Consider the following 22,535-nt stretch of genomic DNA (forward strand, 5'->3'; position numbering starts at 1 on the left):
CAGCCAAGAAGAGGCATGGTATCCCATTTCGTCATCATTGGCTTTTAAAATTTTTATTAACGTTTTCACCCGTGATGCAGCAGCTGCCCAAGTCGAACATTTTACTACTGAAACAATTGCTGCTACTGGCTGTGGTATTCACGTTGGCCGCCTGCTCCAATACCAAATATCTTCAGAAAGATCAGACACTCTACACCAGCAGTAAAGTAGAAGTACAGGGCGAAATACTCAATTCCGAAAAACAGGACCTTCGCAGTTCCCTTTCTTCCAAATCGCTGATGACACAGCAGCCCAATAAAAAACTGCTCAACAGCCGTATCAAGGTATGGCTCTATAATCAGAAGTATAACGAGAAAAAATCCAACTGGTTCTGGAACCTGGTGCTCTCCAAAAGAAACCTGGAAGAACCCGTCGTTTACGATTCCACCAAATCAAAGGAATCTGTAGAACGCATGTCCAGCTATCTTCATAACCAAGGCTTTTTCTACGCCACGGTGAGCTATGAGTCCAATACCAAACGCCGGAAAACCAGCGTTACCTACCAGGTGAATACCGGCCGCAATTTTGTGATCGATAAAATTGCCTACGATGTACCGGATTCCGCGATCCTGAAGATTGTAACCGCCAACGAAAACCTTTCCTACATCAAGAAAGGCATTACCTTTAAATCCGCCACGCTGGGCAGTGAAAGGGAAAGGCTCACCCGCGTCATCAAAGACGCCGGCTATTACAAGTTTAACCGCGACGCTATCGAATTCACCGTAGATACACTTAACAAAGCACTCTTCCGCAATACCCTCAACCCTTTTGAAGGATTTGTAAATATCTTTAATGAGAATAAAGGACGGGATAAACTGACCATGGATGTACTCATCCACATCAAAAATCCGGAAGACAGTCTTTCCAGCTGGCAACAGTACCATATCGGCAAGATCTACGCCTACCCTGATTTTTCCCTGAACGGCAATCCGAATGATACCACCCTCACACAGGATGTGCGGAAATTCATTACCATCCGTTCGCACCAGGAAATGCTGAAGCCCAAAATCCTTTCCAGGTCCATCCTGCTAAGGCCCGGAGAAACCTACTCCATGCAGCATTATAATAATGCGATCAATAAACTGTACGATATTGGGATATGGCAATTCGTTACCCTGCAGTATAAAGAGCCAAAAGACTCTGTCAATACCCTCGATGCTTACCTCTTCCTTACTCCCCGCCGCAAACAGGAGCTGGGACTGAGTTTTGAGGTGAGTAACAGTTCCGACTATACGCTGGGATCGGGCATTACCCTGAACTACCGGCACATTAACCTGAATAAAACAGCCACCCAGCTGGGTATGAGCCTGAATACCGGTATTGAGCTGGTACGGCAGGAATCCGGATGGGAACTACAGTCCAAACAGTTTGGCGGAGAGGTAAGTCTTACCTGGCCCCGCTTTGCACTGCCCTTCAATATCAAGCAGAGCAGCCGGTCCAATGTAAAAACAAGATTGATCCTGGGCGCCAATTACCTGTCGCGCGTAGAGAAGTTTGATGTGAACAGCATTAACTTATCCTATGGCTACGACTGGAATGAATCTGCTTACAAACGTTGGATTGTGCGGCCCTTTACGCTGAACTATGTAGGTGTAAACCTGGATCCCACGTTCCGCGACAGCGTGGTGAATACCAACCCTTATCTGAAACGCAGCTTTGAGCCGGCATTGATAGGGGGAGAAAATGTATCCTTTATTTTCAGTAACCAGGATGCCCTGCATCAGCGCCACTACAGCTACCTGCGCATCAATGTGGAAGAATCAGGATTATGGCTGAGCGGTATCAACAGCCTGATGAACAGCATCAGCGGTCATAAAACCAACCTGGAAACGCTGACCAATGTGAATATCTCGAATTTTGTAAAGATAGAAGCCGATTACCGCCACTACTGGAAACTGGGACTGCACAGCGGGGTAGCCGCCAGGGCCTATGCCGGGGTGGGTATTCCTTATAGTTATTCACAGGTATTGCCTTATATCCGGCAGTTTACTTCCGGAGGCCCCAACAGTATCCGCGCATGGCGCTTACGTACACTGGGCCCTGGTTCGTTCAAGGATTCCTCTGCTACCGCACAGGCGTTCCCCGATCAAACCGGCGATATGAAGCTGGAAGGCAATGTGGAATACCGTTTCGATCTGTTAAGAATGTTTGGAGGTAGTGTAAACCTGAAAGGCGCCACCTTCCTGGATATGGGTAATATCTGGATGATCCGCAAGGATTCCTCCAGGCCCGGCTCCGAATTCCGCTTCAACCAGTTGTATCACGATCTGGCCATGGGTACCGGTGCGGGCCTGCGACTGGATTTCTCCTTCTTCCTCATCCGCCTGGACTGGGGTATTCCGCTGAAAGTACCTTACTTCACGGGCAATAAGAATGGCTGGTATGTAGGGGAATGGGATCTGAAAGATGCCCGCTGGCGCCGCGAAAACATCATCTGGAATATTGCTATTGGTTATCCGTTTTAGGAACCGAATTGGCAGCAATAAAATCTTCCATATCAGTAGCATCCGACAAACTGAAAGCGCCGATGCGGGTTCTGCACAGACTGCTCAGGTAAGCGCCACAACCCAGTTGTGCGCCATAGTCATTGGCTAAAGAACGTATATACGTACCCGTGCTGCATACTACCCGGAAGTGCACCACCGGCATTTCTATTTTAGTGATCTCAAACTCCGAAATGGTAAGTTTACGAGGTTCCACTTTTACATCAACCCCTTTCCTGGCCAGCAGGTAGATAGGTTTTCCATTTTGTTTGATAGCGGAGTGTATGGGGGGCAGTTGCATGATTTCACCGATAAAAGGCGCTGTGGCAGCCAGTATAGCAGTTTCATCAAGGTGACTGGTATCTTTAAAGTTTTCAGGTTCAGATTCTTTATCGAAAGTAGGTGTGGTAGCGCCTAAAGTAAAAGTACCGGTATATTCTTTCTCCTGTGCCTGGTATTCATTGATTTTCTTGGTCATTTTACCGGTGCAGCAAATGAGCAACCCGGTGGCCAGTGGATCCAGCGTGCCGGCGTGACCAATTTTGGCTTTGGTGATGTTTCTTATCTTACGTACTACATCAAAGGAAGTCCACGTTAAAGGCTTATTGATCAATATCACGGCTCCTTCCTGGTAGTTAGTCTTTTCGTTCGTTTGCATGCCGCAAAGATAGGCATTAGGGGCTTGTTGTCACAATCCGGGAGGGAATTATAGGATTTATTTAAGACCACTAAAAGCTAAAAGCTAACTGCTTTTTACTAAATTCACGCAATTTTAAAATACATGGCATTAGAACATCATTTAAACGCAACACTACGGCACCAGCAACAGGTGGACAATTCGCGTGACTATGTACTGCCATTCATTCAACAGGAATTTCCGCAACTGGAAGGCCTGCGTGTAATGGAGGTAGGATGTGGAGAAGGCGGTGTACTCACCCCATTGCTGGAGAAAGGGTGTAATTGCGTAGGCGTAGATCTTGCACCTGACCGTATAGAACTGGCCAAAACTTTCCTGCAGCAATACCTTGACAACGGACAATTAAAACTGATTGCCAAAAATATCTATGATGTTGATTTTCTCGGGGAATTCCGGAATTCTTTTGATGTCATTATTTTGAAAGATGCCATTGAACACATTCCTGACCAGGAAAAAATCATTGGTCATCTGAAACAACTGCTCACTCCCCGTGGACAGGTATATTTCGGATTCCCTCCCTGGTATATGCCTCACGGCGGCCACCAGCAGATCTGCGCCAATAAGTTCCTCAGCATGGTTCCTTACATCCACTTACTCCCAAAACCGCTGTATAAAGGCGTGTTGCGTATGTTTGGAGAAGGAGACGATGTGGTGGTAGACCTCATGGATGTAAAATCCACAGGCATTTCCATTGAACGTTTTGAGCGTATTGTAAAGCGCCAGCAGTATAAGATTACGCAGCGCAGGTTTTACCTGATCAATCCTATCTATAAATATAAATTCGGCGTAAGCGCCAGGGTGCAATGGAAGCCTATTGCAGCAATTCCTTTCTTCAGGAACTTCGTGACTACCTGCGTGTACTATATGATCAAGCCGATGTGATGCAGCGGGGAAGCGCATTCGGCGCTTTAAGATTAAACTGATTTTGTTGATGATCCCAGTTTGATTTCAGGGGATTTTTAAAAAGATTCGGGGAGATGAAAGCGAATAAATCCGCTTTCATCTCCCCGAAATATTTTTTGGTACTAAAAGAATATATCCTGGTCAATGCTCCGCCTCCTGCCACAGGACAGGCGCAGAAAAAATTACTTATTCCAGATCTCCCAGGACGCTTCCGCCTGGAGGATCAGCATTTCATGCCCGTTCTTGATAGTCGCTCCCTGTGCAGCGCCCTTTTGCAGGAAAGTTGTTTCCGCCGGATTATACACCAGGTCGTACAACAGGTGCCTGGAAGTCAGGTACTGGTAAGGGATTTCCGGAAAAGTCTCCGTTTTCGGATACATACCCAGCGGCGTGGTATTCACAATCACAGTGTGAGCTTCCATCGTCTGCTGATCAAGTGATTCGTAAGATACCGCACCATTCACCGGCTGGCGGCTCACTACGGTATAGGTAATACCCAGCTGTTCCAGCGCATACATAATTGCTTTGGCGGCGCCACCAGTGCCCAGTACCAGCGCATGCTGATGATGGGCTTGCAGTAATGGTTGCAATGATTTGGCAAATCCGATCACATCTGTATTATAGCCTGTCTTTTTCCCATTACGGAAATGAATACAGTTTACAGCACCGATCTGTGCGGCGGCTTTACTGAGGTCATCCAGGTAAGGGATCACTGCTTCTTTATAGGGAATAGTGACGTTCAGGCCATGTAATTGCGGGTGTTGTTCCAGCAGGGAGGGGAATTCGGAAATGCCTGGAATCGGAAAGTTATCGTAGAGACACCCTTCTATATGTTCTTTTTCAAATTTCTCTTTAAAAAATCCTTTTGAAAAAGAGTGGCTGAGCGGGTAGCCAATAAGTCCGTAGATCTTCATGAAGCAAAAATTTAACCGTGTTCCGGCTGATTCCTATGATTTTCCTGATGAAGAAAGATCGTCTTTGCTCATCAGGAAAATCAAAAAAATCATATGAATCAAGGTGTTTATTCTCTGTCGAGGAACAGGTTAAAAGTATCTCCTCTTAAGCCGATACGCATGGCTTCCAGGGAAATAACCTCATTGGGAGCCAGGTTACCCAGGTTAGCATTACAGCCTACCAGTTCCAGGAAGTAGAGCTGTTGGGCTTTCTGAGGGGCTTCCCAGATAATTTTTTCGGCAGGGATCTGGGTCAGGATTTCCTGTACCAGGCCTTCGCGTACTTCACCACTACCGCGGTAAATGCCTACGTTACCGCTTTCGCGTGCTTCTGCGATCACATAGGTGGCGCCTGCGGAGAGTTCAGCGCTCATCAGTTCAATCCACTTATAGGGAGGAATAATGTGTTCCGCATCTTTGGAGCCTACTTCACTCAATACCAGCCCGATCTTGGCCAGTTTCTCAATATAACCGCATTTTTCTGCGTGCGGGATAGTGATAGAGCCGTCGGAAACCTCCATGTAGCTGATGCCGTAATCTTTTACCACGTTGATGTACTCTTCAAACTGGTTGCGGATAACGAAGGCTTCGAACAGGGTTCCGCCAAAGTATACGGGGATGTTTGCCGACTGGTAAAGTTCAATTTTTGCGCGCAGGTTGGGCGTTACGAATGCAGTGCCAAAACCCAGTTTCAGGATGTCGATGTGAGGACCTGCTGCGGATAAAAAATTTCGTGCTTCTTCCAAACTCAGCCCCTTATCCATTACCATGGTCAATCCATGTGTGCGGGGCTTCTTTGTCCTTTCCGGGATTTGTGTCAGATTAAAATTCATTTGAAATATTTTTATCTTCTTATTGGTCAGTAAAACACATACTAATTTTCGCCAGGCACTTCGGGATAGCGTAGATGCAATTTTAGTAACCGGAAATACTGTTGACTTTTGTCCATGACAATTAAAAGCCGGCGCAAAAATAAGAAGTATACTTTATTTTATTAAAGTAAATAACATTGGTTAACGTTTACGGCGGTATTGGGCAATCAGATCTACCACACTCACATGCTGTAACACAGCAGGGTCAAGTTCTACCAGCTTTTTAACAATCTTTGGCGCCTGCTGCAGGGCGGTTTCCAGGTGGAGCAACCCTTCCTTGGTTTTACCCATGGCAATCAGGATGGCGGCCCGGTAATAGATAAATATGGGCTTGCGGCCTGCCTTTTCCTCTGCTATGGCCAGTTGTACCAGGGCTTCATCAAGGAAACCGGATACATACAGCCCTTTCAGGAGTTCCTGCCAGGTAACAGCGCTCTTGGGCCGGGTGCGCACCGCGTTCATAAAATGAACCAGTGCGTCTTTATTCTTTCCGAGCTCCAGGTAGCATTCACCCAGGCTCATATTGTATTCTGCGTTGGTTTTGTTTATTTTAAGCGCGTTCAGCAAGGATTTGGCGGCGTTTTCCCAGTTCGCCTCCATCATGTACGCCACGGCAATCTTATAATACAGCTTGTCGTCGCTGGGGCTCAGATGCGAAGCTTTGCGATAGTAATAACGGGCCTGTGTAAACTTACGCTGCCTTTCATAGCAATGACCGATGGCTTCATAGATTACATCCTCCGGCTTGGCTATTTCCAGGTGTTTCTGGAGCACTTCTATGGCTTCGGCATACTTACGCAGGCGGATGTAGGCATCGCCCATATTCCGGTAGGCATAATCGAATTTCTCGTCTATGGCTACGGCGTACTGATAAGCGTCTATCGCCTTTTCGTATAGTTTAAGTCCCTGGAAAGCCGTACCCAGGTTAAACCAGGCCAGCTGGTTGTAAGGATGCTCGTCGATGATAGCACTATGTAAACGGATGCTTTCTTCGTTACGGCCGGTAAATTCTGTCCAGAAACAGATCTTATGCAATGCTTCCTCGCTGGTAGGATCATATTCCAGGGCCATTTTCAGGCAGTCGAACACTTTTTCAAATTCCTCCCAGTCATCATATACGTCTGCCAGTTCCAGCAATAATTCCGTCCTGTCTTCTCCCGAAAACTGTTCAATCTGTTCTTCCAGTACGGCAGCGGCTTTCTGGTGCTGGTTCAGCGCCAGGTAAACATCTGTCTGTAAAATATATAAATTGATATCAGTGCGGTCCAGTACTTCTGCTTTCTCCAGCAAATCCAATGCTTCCTTGTATTTCTTGGTTTCTATCAGTAAGTTGGCCTTCTTGAGGAGTAGTGTGGAGGAATAGGGGAATTGTTCGATGGCTATTTCTGCGGCCTGCAATGCGATCGGCATTTCGTCATGCTCGTCATAATAGTCTATGATCTGCTCAAATGAATCTTCGTCCAAAAAAGAATGAGACTTACCAGCCCTGAGATTTTCAAACTGCTGCAACAAGTCTCTCAGATCATCAAAATCCTCGTTTAAAAATGAAAAGTCTTTACTCATTACTGTAAATATAGTACTTTTATCTATGACCAAATATGGATGAAAAACAACCTTTTAAAATATTTTTAACAATTCTTTGTGATTTAATCGTATCTTGCGTTAAGAATATGTTATAGAATATATCAAAAAGTTTGTACATTTGTGTTACAATGAAAGCGACAACAAACATATCACGCAAATTTTCATTGTCTTGCTTGTTAGCGGGCGCTTTGGCGTTTTTTGCTCTCAATGCGCTGGCGAATAATAGCTTTTTGCCTACCGATAATAACAAAGACAAAGTGAAAAAGGCAGCCGACAGCCCACATTATGTGCTGAATACGACTATGCCCAAAACCAACCTGAGCCTTGACGCAGGCTACCGCTTTGCCGGTACCTTCAACTCAGATTTTAAGTTTACTACTACAAATAACTACAATAACGTCATTAACCTGAAAGCAGTAATGACCTATACGAAAGGTAATGTTACTTATGTAGTACCATCCAACGTAAATGTGCAGGTGCAGTCACAGCCTCCTGGAAACATGAACTTCCAGAAACTGCAGATTATTCTGCCGCTTAAGAAAGGATAATAAACTTAACGTTTCTTCAATTACAATATGGGCCGGTTAAAAAGTTCAACAGCTTTTTAACCGGCTCTTTTCTTTATTGCATATTCTGGATCTCTTTCTGGCTTACTTCCTTATAACCTGTTTTTGGTACATCGAAATAAGAAGCAGGAATAGGATACAACTCCACCTTCACCGCTACCACCTTCGTTTTAGCTCCTGTCTTTGTCAGTATTTCAAACTCCAGTGGAATACCTTTCAGATTCACAAAACGACGGTTATATTGTTTATTTTCAGGGACCAGGTCAATCGCGTAATACACATCAAAGGTTTTTCCATCCGGCATAGTACCAATGGCCTTCCTGCATTCATAACCCGCTACCTGTTTGGTTTCTGTCTGATCCTGGAACTGGATGCTCTCGTATTGCTTCAGGTCTTTATTGTATTGGTCCTTCCCCGCCCGGATCAGGTATTTGTTGCCATGCTGATCTATCAGCGTGGTCATAGATTCCGTTTTACTGTTGATCAGGTAAGTGTAGTGAACAATATTAAAATTCATATCAATCCTGCTCAACGGTCCCCGCATATATTGGGTAAAAGTGCTGCCTTCCAGCATAGCGTCCATCTGGAGCTGCTCAGGCGGTAATTCCATTTTGTAAACAATCTTGGCATCGGAAACGATCCGCTGCGCCAGCAAAGAGCCGGTACAACACAGGAAGGTAAAAGTTAAAAACAACCGATTTGACATAGTGTGGTGTATTAAATGTAGTGGCAATCAGTAGTCCATTACCAGTTAAGCTTTTCTTTGTTTAAAAAGGCAGCAATGCCGCGTTTACAGTCATCATGGCCACGGGTTTCGGCATTCAGCACGGCTGCGTGCGTCAACCCTTCTGTCAGCGATAGGTCCAACACTGTGCCAATCAATTTTTTCGTGACTTTCAGCGAGTTCGCAGACGCCTCGTTACACAGACTGACAGCCACTTTGGCCACCTTTGAAGCAATTTCTGCCGCAGGCACAACAGCGGTAATTAATCCGTCGGCAGCTGCTTTTTCGGCAGTTACCAGTTTCCCGGTCAGTAATAATTCCCGGGAGCGTCCCTCTCCTATTTTCCGGACCAGGAAAACTGCCACCAGCGCGGGGATAAAGCCGATTTTCACTTCTGAATAGCCAAGCATAGCTTCCGGTACTACATAACTGAGGTCGCATAGTGTGACCAATCCGCAGCCACCGGCCACTGCATGGCCTTCTATCTGGCCGATTACTATCTTATCAAGGTCGTAAATCTCCCGGAATAACTGCATCAGTTCCTGGGAATCAGTGAGATTCTCGGTATAGGTATTTTGCTGCAGTTGCTGCAGATACTCCAGGTCAGCGCCCGCACAAAACGCTTCTCCATTGCCTTTGAGTACCACCACTTTCACGGCTTCATCTGCTGCCGCCTGACGGAAAGCCTGCCTGAGTTCCGCAACCATGGGTCCGTTTAGCGCATTGCGCTTCTCTGGCCGGTTCAGGGCTATGGTAGCCACTCTTTCCGCTACCGAATATTGTATAAAAGAAAATGCCATAAACAAAGAATTACAGAACCTTGTTTATGGCAATCTAAGCAAAAAAAATTTAATGGGTAATCTCCTGTATTACCTGACCTACATTACCGCTTGGCATTTGTATGTGCAGCAAAGCCGCCAGTGTAGGCGTAATATCTGTCATACCAATGGTACGGTTGGTTTTCCCGGGATGAATGCCCCAGCCCATCCACACCAGCGGGATATGCGCATCATAAGGATACCATAAACCATGCGTAGTACCGGTATTGCCACCATCGATATAGCCAGGGGTTAATATTACCTGTATATCGCCACTGCGTTTGGTATTAAAACCATTCGACAGCATCGTACGCATTGGCTCGGGCAAAGTGGTGCCCATCAGATTATCGATGGGGAAGGCCTTTGCAATAGCCGGTGATTTCAGCAATTCGCGGATAATAAACTGACGGATATCCGCTTCGCTTTTGCCAGCCTGCTCAATGGCGGCGTGGTTCAGCCAGAACTGGTAGTTATCAGTGGCTGTTACCGCGTTGTTTACACCGAATTTAGCCGCTACCTGTTCGTTCACGGTTTTCAGCGCAGCACGGTCGTCCCAGGTACCGCCAGGGAGTTTATTTTCAGCCATAAATCCGGGTACATGTGCTACCCCGTGATCTGCTGTGATAAAGAAAAGATATTGTCCTTTGCCCACTTTGGCGTCCAGGTATTTGAACAGGGTGGCCAGGTCCTGATCCAGCCGCAGGTAGGTATCTTCTGCTTCAATAGAGTTAGGACCGAACTGGTGTCCAACGTAATCCGGAGAGGAAAGACTGATCGCCAGCAGATCCGTTACCGGACCTTTTCCCAGCTCATAGGCTTCCAGCGCTTTCTTGGCAAATTCCAGCGTCATGGTATTTCCAAAAGGCGAAGCAGAAATAGCGGTGTTGGCTAATTCCGACAAATCGTGCGGGAAAGAACTGTTACTGGCATTTTTATATTTTCCTTCATAAGGTTTCTCATCTGCTGTGCTGAGGGTATAGGTAGATACCGGATACAGCGTGGTCCACGGCTTACTGAGATATTGCTGCGGGTATTTCTGCTGGTTGAATGCCTGCGCCCATGCGGGTAATTCCTGCATGTAATAGGTGCTGCTTACCCAGTTGCCGGTGCCGCCATCGTACCAGAAAGCGGCATTGGCACTGTGGCCGGCAGGAAGAATAGCGCCACGGTCTTTGATAGCTACACCAATTACTTTACTCTGGAAATTATTGGATAACTTCAACTCGTCGCCGATGGTGGTCACCAGCATGTTACGCGGACTCATTTTACCGGCGGCAGAGTTGCTGCCAACAGTGGTAACGGTGCTATCTTCCGCGCAGTATACGGTGCGGCCCAGTGCAGGACTGTACCAGGTGTTACCGATAATGCCATGGATAGCGGGTACAGAGCCGGTGTACACACAGGTATGTCCGCAGGCTGTGATGGTAGGTGTGTAATTGATCAGGGTGTTTTCACAGGAAAATCCTTCCTGTAACAGGCGCTTAAAACCTCCGGCACCATATCTGCTATTATAGCGGTACAGGTAATCCCAGCGCATCTGGTCTACCACCACGCCCACAATGAGTTTGGGCCTTGCGGCTGTTTTGGTGTTTTTGGATGGCGCCAGATGATTAAAAGGTTTAGGGGAAGTAGCCTTCTGCGCGTTGCTGTTAACGGCAGATAACAGGAGTGCAGCGGTCAGGAAATGTGCAAATTTCATCAGAATGTAATAATTTAAAAGTCACTGTAACACAACGATATACATCGTTATGTCGCATAAATAAATGCTTCAGGAGGCCAGCTCCAAATGTAAACCAAGTTTACAAAAAGTAATATTTTAATACCTTTGTGTCCATTTTAAATGGAATGAATTAACCATTACATAATATATCGTATGGATATTTTCGAGAAACTGCTGAAACATCTGGGCCCTATCGGGGAACATTCAGACAGAGCCCACGGCTATTTTGCCTTTCCTAAACTGGAAGGGGAAATAGGTCCCCGCATGAAATTCCGGGGCAATGAAAAAATTGTCTGGAGCCTGAACAACTATCTGGGATTAGCCAACCACCCGGAAGTGCGTGCTACAGACGCCAAAGCTGCTGCAGACTTTGGAATGGCCTCTCCGATGGGAGCGCGTATGATGAGCGGTAACACCAACTACCACGAGCAGCTGGAAAATGAACTTTCCGACTACATGGGTAAAGAAGCGACTACCTTACTGAACTACGGTTACCAGGGTATCATGAGTGCTATTGATGCAGTAGTGGGCCGCAGGGATGTGATTGTATACGATGCAGAATGCCACGCCAGTATCCTGGATGGTTTACGCCTGCATCCCGGCAAACGTTATGTGTTCAAACATAACGATATGGAAGATTTTGACAAGCAGATGAAACGTGCGACTGAACTGGCTAAAACCCAGGGTGGTGGTATTCTCGTGGTAACAGAAGGCGTGTTTGGCATGGCCGGTGACCAAGGTAAACTGAAAGAAATTGCTGCTTTTAAAGATAAATATGAGTTCCGCCTGCTGGTAGATGATGCCCACGGCTTTGGAACAATGGGTAAAACCGGTGCAGGCACCGGTGAAGAACAGGGCGTACAGGACAAAATTGACCTGCTGTTCAATACCTTCGCTAAATCCGGTGCTTCTATCGGTGCTTTCATCAGCGGCGAAAAACAGATCATCAATTATCTGCGCTACAATATGCGCTCCCAGATCTTCGCTAAATCTATTCCTTTACCTATCGTTATCGGACACCTGAAACGTGTACAGCTGATGCGCCAGCATCCTGAAATGAAAGAAAAGCTGTGGTATAATGTGAATAAACTGCAGAACGGTCTGAAAGAACGTGGATTCAATATCGGCAGAACCAATTCTCCGGTAACCCCGATCTACCTGCAGGGCGATATTCCGGAAGCAACTGCCATGTGCCTGGATCTGCGCGAGAACTACAATATTTTCTGCTCTATCGTGGTATACCCGGTTATTCCTAAAGGACAGATTATTTACCGCCTGATTCCGACTGCGGCACACAGCGATGAGGATATTGAACTCACCCTGAAGGCATTCAGCGAAACCAAAGCAAAACTGGACGAGAAAGTTTACCAGGTGGCTGAAATTCCAATGGTATAACAAGAACGTACTAATATATTAAAAGCCTTCCTGCTTTCCAGGAAGGCTTTTCTATTTAAAACGGGAAAAGGCCAGAGGGGTTATAGCAAAGAAAGGTATGGCAATTAAACGGGTAAAAACAAAAAGGGCTGATTTTTACATCAGCCCTTTACAACAAATCGTTCTTTCACTAGGTGTAATTTTTCATTAGATTTCATCAGGACATGGTAGAGAACAAATGGTTTTCATAGAAATTGGAATAACCAAGTGATTCCAAATAATTTATAAAATATCTTTTATTTCAATTCGATTATTTCATTCATTGATGCTTTTCAAAAATAGGTCAGTTTTCAGCATTTTAAATAACACATACGTGGTATTTTGTTAATAGCTTGTTAACGATCTCTACTGCGATAATAACTCACCGGAATGTAAAAAGCCTCATTTTTTCCCAATCGGATCAATAATTTTCCCTTTTGCGTAAATGCCCCCACCCGAAACGATGATAACTTTGCGCCGGAAGCAATACATACTCAGCCTTTTAACCATATGGCGGTGATCAGGCAAGGCATAAAACGGGGTCTATAGCACTTTCGTTAACCCGGTGCCGGGTATTTTTTAGTCAACTGATAAGAGAACAGGCTTTGAAGATTCAATGGAGCAAGCAATTTTTCCGCTTGCACAGAATTACCGGACTTATAGCCGGCGCATTACTGCTGATACTCAGTATCACAGGCAGCATGCTGGTATTCAGCGATGAAATTGATCATGCATCACATGCCCATGCCTACCATGTAACACCACAGGCGGCCCCTAAGCCACTACATGAACTGATGGATATCGCCCACCAGGCACTTCCCGGCAATCCCTACCTGATCGCAGTAAGACTTCCCCAGGCCCCGGACGAAAGTACCGTGCTGAGAGCGGAGTATGAAGCAGATCACAAAGAATACGTCTTCCTCGATCCTTATACCGGCAAAATATTACAGCAATACTCCAATACAGGTCATTTTACGGGCTATGTTCTTTACCTGCACTTCACCCTGCTGAGTGGCAGAACAGGGGCTATTATCATCTTAATTGCCAGTATAGCGCTATTTTTATCAGCACTCACGGGGCTGTTTATTTACCGGCATGCCATCGGGAAAGTACTCACCTTCCGTCAGCCGCTGGAATGGGGGAACCGCACCCGCCGCTGGCGCAATCTCCACCGGATTTTAGGTGTATGGGCACTGTTATTTAACCTGCTCATTTCCTTCACTGGCTTTTTCATGGAAAAAAAAGTGCTGGACGCCCGTAAAAATCCCACCGCAGTAGCTACTGCCGTACCGTTCTCCGGCACTTACGAACCGCTGCTGGCCAAAGCCATCCAGGCCATCCCGGATTTCAAACCCGTAGGACTGCGCCCGCCCCGGAAAGCAGGCGATCCTATCCGTATCCTCGGACACGCCCGTGAGTCCTCCTTCTTCGGAGACTATTCCTCCTACGTATTCATTCATGAAAACGGGAATATCAAAAAAGCAGTGGATTTCAGCAATGCCTCCATCGGCGACCGCTTTAATGCTAGCATCTCCCCCCTTCACTTCGGCAACTATGGTGGTATCCTCCTGAAAATCATTTATTCACTCCTTGCCTTACCCCCCGGCGTGTTATCTGTATCAGGATTTCTGATCTGGTATCGCAGAAAATTTATTATTAAAACACACGGAAAAAGAAAATGAAGAAGATTTTAGTAGTGGGATTGATCGCTATCATGGCCACCCTGCAGGTAGCAGCACAGCAGATTCAGGGTACTGTAAAAGATACAACGCAAACAGCTATTCCGCTGATGCGCATCTACCTGGCCGGCACCCAGAAACATACCGTTAGCAGCGCTAATGGCAGCTTTTTACTCAAAGATGTAAAACCCGGCACCTACACCTTACTGGCGGCAGGCATGGGCTATAAAACACTGGAACAAACCGTCACTGTAACAACAGGCACCACCAACGCCGATCTCACCATCCAGCCTTCAGATGTTGGCCTGAGTGAAGTAGTAGTGACAGCAAGCCGTAATAAGGAAACACTTGGCACTGTTCCATCTTCCATTACCATCATCTCCGGAAAACAGTTAAGGGAACAAAGTGCCATCACCACCGATATCAACCAGTTGCTGAGCATGAATGTACCCGGGCTCACGCTTGGTACCAACAGTTCTACCAATAAAGGACAGACCCTGCGCGGACGCGGTATGCTCATCATGATCGATGGTATTCCCCAATCCACTCCCCTGCGCAATGGCGATAAAGACATGCGTAGTATAGACATTTCCGTTATCGAAAGAGTGGAAGTAATCAAAGGTTCTACAGCTATTTACGGTAATGGCGCCGACGGTGGTATCATTAACTTCATCACCATCAAAGCCAATTCCGACAAGCATTTCAGCGGAAGCACCGATATCAGCACCGCAGGCTCCCTTACCAATGGCGCCAACGGTCTCGGCGGACGCATTTCCCAGAACTTCAGCGGTAAGTTTAATAAATTCGACTACGTGGTAAGCGGTACCTACGAACAAACCGGCGTTAACAGAGACGCCAAAGGTGAAGTGATCGCTCCTTTCCAGTCGCTCAGCCAGAACGAAAACGTAAACCTCTTTGCAAAACTTGGCTATGATATCAATAGCAACAACCGCATAGAAGTAATGTACAACTACTATCGCACCATGCAGAACGCCACCTATATCAACCAGGGCGGTGAATTCGGCAAAAGCCCTATCATCGGTGTGGTGGGTACCAGTCCCGGCGACAAACAGGGTACGCCGTATAACCATAACGCCTATGTGAATTATACCAATAAAAACATTTTCAAAAACACCTCCCTGAATGTAAACCTTTACTACCAGGACTTCTATACCGTATTTGAATGGTCCGATTTCTACGCGCCTCCCGGTAACTCGGCGATTGTGTCAAAGAAAATGGGCGCCCGGCTGAATTTCAATACCGTGTTCAACTTCCATCCTAACCTGTTTGGCGATGTAACCTGGGGAGTAGACATCCTGAATGATAAAACCTCGCAGCCATTGACCGATGGCCGTCCGTTTGTTCCGGAGATGAACATGAAAAACTATGCACCCTATGCACAGTTAAAAACCGTGTTGTTCAAAGACTTCCTGGTGAAAGCCGGTGTGCGGTATGAAAATATCTCCCTGAATATCCCCGATTATACGACCATCAAATTTGGTAACTATGCCGGCGGCGTATTTGTAAAAGGCGGCAACCTGCCTTATGAAGCATTGGTATTCAATACAGGTTTACGCTATACAAAGTTCCCGGTATTCAATCCTTTTATAAGTTATTCACAGAGCTTCTCCCTGTATGACCTGGGCCGCACGCTGCGCCTGGCAAAAGCAGTGAGCGACGGCGCTACCAGCATCAACACGATCGAAACAGAAGCCATCATCACCAATAACTACGAAGCAGGTTTTAACAGTAACATCGGTAAGTTCAATGCTTCCGGCGCTTACTTTATCAGCACTTCCAACCTGGGCACCAGCTTGAAAGATGTAAACGGCGTAGCGGTGCCGGAACGTGCACCTGAACGTGTACAGGGCTTTGAGTTTACTGCCGGCTACCAGTTCCTGCGGAACCTTTCTGCCAGCGCCTCTTATTCTCATGTAGAAGGAAAGAAAGATGTGGATGGTACTAAAACCTATTTACCTACTACTCGTATTTCCCCCGATAAAATGACGGTGAATGTGAATTACTCTCCACTGAAACAGTGGGATCTCGGTGTGTACTACATCTATTCAGGAGTGCGCAAACGCTTTGATGTAAACCCCACTACCAAACAGTATGATCTGGGTAACGGCCCCGTGGGAGATTTTTACCTGGTGAATTTATATACCGGTTATCGTTTCAATCAGTCTGCTTCTATCCGCCTGGGTGTGGATAACCTGCTGAATGCAGATTACTACCCGGTGACTTCTCAAGGCAGGGTGCGTACAGATTCCTATATCAAAGGAAGCGGTGCGAGATTTAACCTTGGATTCAAATATAGTTTCTGATATCTCCGGATAACTAAAAAGGGTTCGCATCTCTACGATGCGAACCCTTTTTTATGTAGCTGAAAAGCGAAGACTATTTCTTCAGGTGCTCTTCAATAGCGGTATCGTATGATTTTTTCCAGGTGCTGATATTGCCCCAGTCTTCACCATTAACCTTAATGCTGTCGCCGGAAACTACACCAAGTTTCTCATGACGTACAGAAACATCAGAAGCATCTACCAGTGTGTGTAACAGCGCTTCGAACTTCTCTTTATCTGCCGGCTTAACGGTTACCACTACGCGGCTCTGGCTTTCACCAAAGAAGAAAGCATCTTTACGGAATTTATTGTTTGTTGTCAGTTCGAAGCCCAGGCCGGATGGCATAGCGCTTTCGAGCAGGGTTACAAACAAACCGCCGTCGCTTACATCGTGTGCAGACTGAATCAGTTTAGCTTTATTCAGTTTAGTGATGGCCTGTTGCAGGTGCAGTTCTTCGTCGAGGTTGAAATGCGGTGCAGGGCTGAATTCTATACCGATGATCTTGTGCAGGTATTCAGAGCTGTTGATATCGTTGCGGTTACGTCCTAACATATATACCAGGTCACCTTCTTCTTTGAAGTTGAGGGTGATACGCTGATCGAGTGTATCCAGGATACCCACCATACCGATGGTTGGTGTTGGATATACGGCGCCATCCGGAGACTGGTTATAGAAGCTAACGTTACCACCGGTAACAGGTGTGTTGAATTTGCGGCAGGCTTCACCCATACCTTGAACAGCGTGTACAAACTGGTAGTACACTTCCGGATCGTAAGGGTTACCGAAGTTCAGGCAGTTGGTGATCGCTACTGGTTCACCACCGGAGCAAACGATGTTACGTGCAGCTTCTGCTACTGCGATCTGTCCGCCTTTATGAGGATCAGCAAATACGTAACGGCCGTTACAGTCGGTAGTCATGGCCAGCGCTTTCTTTGTTGGTTTTACCAGTACAATCGCAGCATCGCTTGGAGCGTTGGTGCTGGCATTGGCGGTACCTACCATGCTGTCGTACTGGTTGTAGATCCAGCGTTTGGAAGCGATGTTAGGTAATGCTACCATTCTTTCTGCTACAAAACGCGGATGTTCTGTATCAGGGATATTCTGAATATCGAATGCTTTTACTTTAGCGAAGTAAGCAGGTTCGGTATAAGCGCGGTGATATTGGGGAGCGCCGCCGCCCAGTACCATACTTTCAGCAGGAACATCTGCTTCCAGTTCGCCGTTCATATAGAACTTGAGGTTTTTATCTTTGGTTACTTCACCGATCTGTACGCAGTGCAGGTCCCATTTTTCGAAGATATCCAGTACTGGTTTTTCTTCTCCTTTCTTCACTACTATCAGCATGCGCTCCTGGCTTTCGCTCAGCAGCATTTCCCATGCTTTCATATCTTTCTGGCGGGTAGGCACTTTATCTAACCAGATGTTCATACCATGTTCGCCTTTGGCGCTCATTTCTGCAGTGGAGCAGGTGATACCGGCAGCGCCCATATCCTGCATACCAATGATAGCATTGGTTTTGATGATTTCCAGGCAGGCTTCCAGCAGTTTCTTTTCCTGGAAAGGATCACCTACCTGAACGGCTGGTAAATCTTCCACGCTGTCTTCCGTAATATTGGCGGAAGCAAAGGAAGCGCCACCGATACCGTCTTTACCGGTAGCGGAACCCACGATGAAAACGGGGTTACCTTCACCATAGGAGGTAGCGGAAACGGTTTGACCGACTTTAACGATACCTGCGCTGAACGCATTTACGAGCGGGTTGGTACCATAGCAATCTTCGAAATAAACTTCACCACCAACGGTAGGAACGCCGAAGCAGTTACCGTAGTGACCTATACCATGTACAATACCTTTTACCAGGTGTTGCGTTTTTGCATCATTAATATTACCGAAGCGCAGGGAGTTCAATGCAGCAATGGGACGGGCTCCCATTGTAAAGATATCGCGGTGAATACCACCAACACCGGTAGCGGCGCCCTGGAAGGGTTCGATAGCGGAAGGGTGATTATGCGATTCAATTTTAAATACCACCGCGTAGCCATCACCAATATCTACCAGACCGGCATTTTCTTCTCCTGCTTTAACCAGGAGTCTGTCACCTTCGCGGGGCAGGGATTTCAGCCAAACGATTGAATTTTTGTAAGAGCAGTGCTCACTCCACATTACAGAGTACATACTTAACTCTGTAAAATTGGGGGTACGGCCTAAAATAGATTTAATTCGTTCAAACTCGTCAGCGGTAAGTCCTAGCTGTTCAGCAATTTCTACGGTGGTTTGCATGTATTTAAGTATAAAAAACGAGTAATTTAAAAGAAGTCGCAAAAGTACATGTTTTTCCTGCAAATGCCAAGAGCATCCCCCACTGGCGATACTGCAGTTTTTATGCCGCCGGAAAACATATTATTTATTTTTAAATTCATCAGATTTCCCGTCTATCGACTCTAAATATTTAACCAAATGATAAAAAAAGCCCCCTTTTAAAGACCTAAATGTAATTTTTCAATTAAAATGAACAATTTATTTGCATTTATAGCCACGGATGCGTTCTTTTGTGTAAAATAATTTACAGCATGCAATCGTTACGTTTCAAAGCGCTGGAAGGATTAGCTGGCGTAGACTCCACTCTCGCCGAACATGACGGTAAAATTACCGATGTTTTTGGCAGCAATGTTTTCACTGGTAAAGTTGTTCGGGAATATCTGAGCGATGAGGCTTATAAGAGCCTGATGAACTCTGTTAAAAATGGCACCAAGCTGGAACGTAAGATGTCCGAGCAGATTGCTTCAGGTATGAAGGCATGGGCTATGAAAAAAGGTGTGACTCACTATACACACTGGTTTCAGCCATTAACCGGCACTACCGCTGAAAAACATGATTCATTTTTCACTTTGAAAAGTGATGGTACTGCACTGGAAACCTTTGATGGTGATGCACTGGTACAACAGGAACCAGATGCTTCCAGCTTCCCTAACGGTGGTTTGAGAGCTACTTTCGAAGCCCGTGGCTACACTGCCTGGGATCCTTCCTCTCCTGCTTTCATCCTCGAACAGGGTTATGGTAAAACACTCTGCATCCCTACTATCTTTGTTGCCTACACCGGCGAATCCCTGGATTACAAAGCTCCTTTGCTGAAAGCACTGGCTGCTATGGACAAAGCTGCAGTAGACGTATGTAACTACTTCGATAAAAATGTTACCAAAGTAACCGGTACCCTGGGTTGGGAACAGGAATACTTCCTGGTAGATGAAACTATGGCGAATGCCCGTCCAGATCTGATCATGACCGGTCGTACCGTTGTAGGTCACGCTCCTTCCAAAGGTCAGCAGCTTGAAGATCACTACTTCGGTGCTATCCCTGAGCGTGCTTACGCTTACATGCGTGATTTCGAAGTGGAATCCTATAAACTGGGTATTCCTTTAAGAACCCGTCACAATGAAGTAGCTCCTTCCCAGTTCGAGTGCGCTCCTATCTTTGAAGAAGTGAACATCGCAGTAGACCACAACTCCCTGCTGATGGATGTGATGAATAAAGTGGCTAAACGTCACAAACTGAAAGTGTTACTGCACGAGAAACCTTTTGCAGGCATCAACGGTTCCGGTAAACATAACAACTGGAGCATGTCCACCGATACTGGTGTGAACCTGCTGGCTCCCGGTAAAACACCGAAGACCAACCTGATGTTCCTCACCTTCTTCGTGAACACAATCAAAGCGGTACATGACTACGCTGACCTGATGAGAGCTGCTATTGCTTCCCCAAGCAACGACTTCCGTCTGGGCGCTAACGAAGCACCTCCTGCTATTATCTCCGTATTCTCAGGTAAATACCTGTTCGATGTACTGCAGGAAGTTAAAAACCGTGTAAACAACAAGTTCGACGAACAGGACGAAGCTATCCTGAAACTGGATCTGCACCGTCACATTCCTGAACTGATGCTGGATAACACCGACCGTAACCGTACTTCTCCTTTTGCTTTCACCGGCAACAAGTTTGAATTCCGCGCGGTAGGTTCCTCTGCCAACTGTGCTTCTGCAATGACCGTTCTGAACACCATTGTTGCTAAAACACTGGCTGACTTTAAGGTTGAAGTAGATGGCCTGATCGAAAAAGGCGAGAAAAAAGAGATTGCCATTATGCAAACTCTTCGGAAATATATTGTAGATTCGGAAAAAATACTTTTCGAAGGCGACGGATATAGCGACGAATGGGAGAAAGAAGCTGAAAAGAGAGGTTTAGCAAACGTTAAAACCACTCCGAAAGCACTGGATGCCATGGTTACTCCAAAAGCAACCAAACTCTATGCTGACACCGGCGTTTACAACGAAAAAGAACTGCACGCACGCCACGAAATACTGCTGGAAGATTATGTGAAGAAAGTGCAGATCGAAGCCCGCGTTATCGGCGACCTCGCTACCAACACCATCCTCCCGTCTGCTATCAGTTACCTGAACGACCTGGTAACCAATATCAACGGCCTGAAAGGAATCGGTCTGGGCGACGAATCCGTTAAAGCTCAAAAACAGATTGCTGGCAAAATTGCTGAACATATTAATGTAATTAGTGAAAATGTACAGGCAATGATCGAGGCGCGTAAGGTAGCTAACAAGCTGACCGACAGCCGTCAGAAAGCGATTGACTACTGTGAAAAGATCAAGCCTTACTTCGATGTTATCCGCTACCACTCCGATAAACTGGAGTTCCTGGTGGACGACAAGAAATGGGCACTGCCTAAGTACAGAGAGCTGCTTTTCTTGCGATAAAACCGTAAGATTGTTTTGGTGTATGATTAGCCCCGGATTTTCATCCGGGGCTTTGTTTTGCCCGTTATACTTATTCTTCGTAATTTCAATCTACCTGATACCGATATCCACCTCCTCCCGGTACTTTTATTTATAAACCCCAAAGCCCCAGGCTTCTTAACACTTCCCCCATGAAAAAAAACACTGTTGCATTACTATGCGCATCCCTGATCATTGCTGTCAGCAGCTTTACCGGCTGCCTCACACCCGCCGGCCATGTGATCATCCCTGATCCGAAATACTACCAGATAGAACAACTGATTTCAAGGTCCTATTTCAATTTTGACACCGGTAAAGTGACCTACAACAAAAAGGGCGATCCGGTAAGTATCCTTTATCCGAATGCCAGAACGGGTTTTCCAAACTTTTTGTTCCGGTATAATAAGCTAGGCCAGATAACCGATATCATCGGTGCTTACCAGAACGGTTACTTTGAAACGTGGCAACACTTTGTCTACGATCAGTATCATGTACTCCGCACCGACAGTGTATATGATTTTGGGCTGATCGGCGACAATGGCCCACTCCCCATCGTGAACCGCCCACTGCATATTATTCGCACCACTGCTTATACTTTTGATGCCAGGAGCAGGGTCACCAAAACGGTCAGGAATGACTTCTATTCGCCACTGTACACCACCCTTTACTATTACAATGCCGCCGGCAATGCGTATAAAATTTCCTCCTATTCCGGGGAGGATAGTCCGTTTGATGATTTTCCTGTGTACGACAATAAGGTGAATCCGCATAACCTGCATCCAGTGTGGCAGTTGATGGACCTGGATTACAGCTGTAATAACCCCTTTGTGGCTGATAATTACAATGCCTACGGGTTGCCCACACGCATTACCGCTTCCTTCAAATTTTCAACAGGCTTCCTGCATATCCATGCAGATACGATCAACATAAAATATAAACATTGATAAAATAAAAAAGGCCTCC

16 protein-coding genes are annotated in these 22,535 nt (G+C 46.2%); 8 read left to right on the forward strand and 8 right to left on the reverse strand.

Features of this window, described 5'->3' with window-relative positions; translation table 11 throughout:
* The first annotated feature begins 74 nt into the window (after window positions 1-74).
* Entirely contained in the window at window positions 75-2,504 is a 2,430-nt protein-coding gene (gene tamL / locus BMW79_RS31625; RefSeq protein WP_089903084.1) for a translocation and assembly module lipoprotein TamL, read from the forward strand.
* Here the strand turns inward: tamL and truB are convergent.
* The gene (gene truB, locus BMW79_RS31630; RefSeq protein WP_089903088.1) at window positions 2,485-3,180 is read right to left on the reverse strand and encodes a tRNA pseudouridine(55) synthase TruB; all 696 of its coding nucleotides are present in this window, start codon (window positions 3,178-3,180) and stop codon (window positions 2,485-2,487) included. The genes tamL and truB overlap by 20 nt on opposite strands.
* A gap of 123 nt (window positions 3,181-3,303) precedes the next feature.
* Between truB and BMW79_RS31635 the strand changes: the two genes are divergently transcribed.
* On the forward strand, window positions 3,304-4,101 hold the full coding sequence (locus tag BMW79_RS31635; protein ID WP_089903092.1) for a class I SAM-dependent methyltransferase: 798 nt from the start codon (window positions 3,304-3,306) through the stop codon (window positions 4,099-4,101).
* Window positions 4,102-4,304: 203 nt separating this feature from the next.
* On the opposite strand, the gene BMW79_RS31640 is transcribed toward BMW79_RS31635, so the two are convergent.
* The 3 genes from BMW79_RS31640 to BMW79_RS31650 form a co-directional block, all read right to left on the reverse strand.
* Complete coding sequence (locus tag BMW79_RS31640; protein WP_089903096.1) at window positions 4,305-5,036, reverse strand: shikimate dehydrogenase family protein; 732 nt, start codon at window positions 5,034-5,036, stop codon at window positions 4,305-4,307.
* A 107-nt stretch (window positions 5,037-5,143) separates the two neighbouring features.
* Window positions 5,144-5,908, reverse strand: coding sequence for a phosphosulfolactate synthase (locus BMW79_RS31645; protein ID WP_089903099.1), 765 nt, complete (start codon window positions 5,906-5,908; stop codon window positions 5,144-5,146).
* A 180-nt stretch (window positions 5,909-6,088) separates the two neighbouring features.
* The gene (locus tag BMW79_RS31650) at window positions 6,089-7,510 is read right to left on the reverse strand and encodes a tetratricopeptide repeat protein (RefSeq protein ID WP_089903101.1); all 1,422 of its coding nucleotides are present in this window, start codon (window positions 7,508-7,510) and stop codon (window positions 6,089-6,091) included.
* A 209-nt stretch (window positions 7,511-7,719) separates the two neighbouring features.
* Here BMW79_RS31650 and BMW79_RS31655 point away from each other — a divergent pair, with 209 nt between their 5' ends.
* Window positions 7,720-8,079, forward strand: coding sequence for a hypothetical protein (locus BMW79_RS31655; protein WP_143059310.1), 360 nt, complete (start codon window positions 7,720-7,722; stop codon window positions 8,077-8,079).
* A 73-nt stretch (window positions 8,080-8,152) separates the two neighbouring features.
* Here BMW79_RS31655 and BMW79_RS31660 read toward each other — a convergent pair whose 3' ends face one another.
* Genes BMW79_RS31660 through pafA form a run of 3 tightly spaced genes read right to left on the reverse strand, consistent with a single transcriptional unit; the run spans window position 8,153 to window position 11,338 of the window.
* Window positions 8,153-8,803, reverse strand: a complete 651-nt coding sequence (locus BMW79_RS31660) for a hypothetical protein (protein WP_089903108.1) — start codon at window positions 8,801-8,803, stop codon at window positions 8,153-8,155.
* A gap of 38 nt (window positions 8,804-8,841) precedes the next feature.
* Window positions 8,842-9,621: an enoyl-CoA hydratase/isomerase family protein gene (locus BMW79_RS31665; RefSeq protein WP_089903110.1), complete on the reverse strand. Its 780-nt coding sequence runs from the start codon at window positions 9,619-9,621 to the stop codon at window positions 8,842-8,844.
* Between the two features lie 49 nt (window positions 9,622-9,670).
* Window positions 9,671-11,338: an alkaline phosphatase PafA gene (pafA, locus tag BMW79_RS31670; RefSeq protein WP_089903112.1), complete on the reverse strand. Its 1,668-nt coding sequence runs from the start codon at window positions 11,336-11,338 to the stop codon at window positions 9,671-9,673.
* 174 nt (window positions 11,339-11,512) lie between these two features.
* Here pafA and BMW79_RS31675 point away from each other — a divergent pair, with 174 nt between their 5' ends.
* The 3 genes from BMW79_RS31675 to BMW79_RS31685 all read left to right on the forward strand — a co-directional run bounded on the left by BMW79_RS31675 (window position 11,513) and on the right by BMW79_RS31685 (window position 16,775).
* Entirely contained in the window at window positions 11,513-12,754 is a 1,242-nt protein-coding gene (locus tag BMW79_RS31675; RefSeq protein ID WP_089903116.1) for an aminotransferase class I/II-fold pyridoxal phosphate-dependent enzyme, read from the forward strand.
* A gap of 656 nt (window positions 12,755-13,410) precedes the next feature.
* Window positions 13,411-14,454 carry a PepSY-associated TM helix domain-containing protein gene (locus BMW79_RS31680; RefSeq protein ID WP_177192415.1) on the forward strand — a complete coding sequence of 348 codons (1,044 nt, stop codon included), beginning with the start codon at window positions 13,411-13,413 and terminating at the stop codon, window positions 14,452-14,454.
* Entirely contained in the window at window positions 14,451-16,775 is a 2,325-nt protein-coding gene (locus BMW79_RS31685) for a TonB-dependent receptor (RefSeq protein WP_089903123.1), read from the forward strand. Before BMW79_RS31680 ends, BMW79_RS31685 begins: the two co-directional genes overlap by 4 nt.
* Before the next feature lie 73 nt (window positions 16,776-16,848).
* On the opposite strand, the gene purL is transcribed toward BMW79_RS31685, so the two are convergent.
* A complete protein-coding gene (purL, locus tag BMW79_RS31690; RefSeq protein ID WP_089903126.1) occupies window positions 16,849-19,074 on the reverse strand; it encodes a phosphoribosylformylglycinamidine synthase subunit PurL in 2,226 nt (741 codons plus the stop codon).
* A 290-nt stretch (window positions 19,075-19,364) separates the two neighbouring features.
* On the opposite strand from purL, the gene BMW79_RS31695 reads away from it, so the two are divergent.
* Window positions 19,365-21,554 (forward strand): glutamine synthetase III family protein, encoded by a 2,190-nt coding sequence (locus BMW79_RS31695; RefSeq protein WP_089903129.1) that lies wholly within the window; start codon window positions 19,365-19,367, stop codon window positions 21,552-21,554.
* A gap of 170 nt (window positions 21,555-21,724) precedes the next feature.
* Complete coding sequence (locus BMW79_RS31700; protein ID WP_089903132.1) at window positions 21,725-22,516, forward strand: hypothetical protein; 792 nt, start codon at window positions 21,725-21,727, stop codon at window positions 22,514-22,516.
* Window positions 22,517-22,535 lie beyond the last annotated feature (19 nt).

It is taken from the genome of Chitinophaga arvensicola (genome assembly GCF_900110835.1).
Taxonomy (GTDB): domain Bacteria; phylum Bacteroidota; class Bacteroidia; order Chitinophagales; family Chitinophagaceae; genus Chitinophaga; species Chitinophaga arvensicola.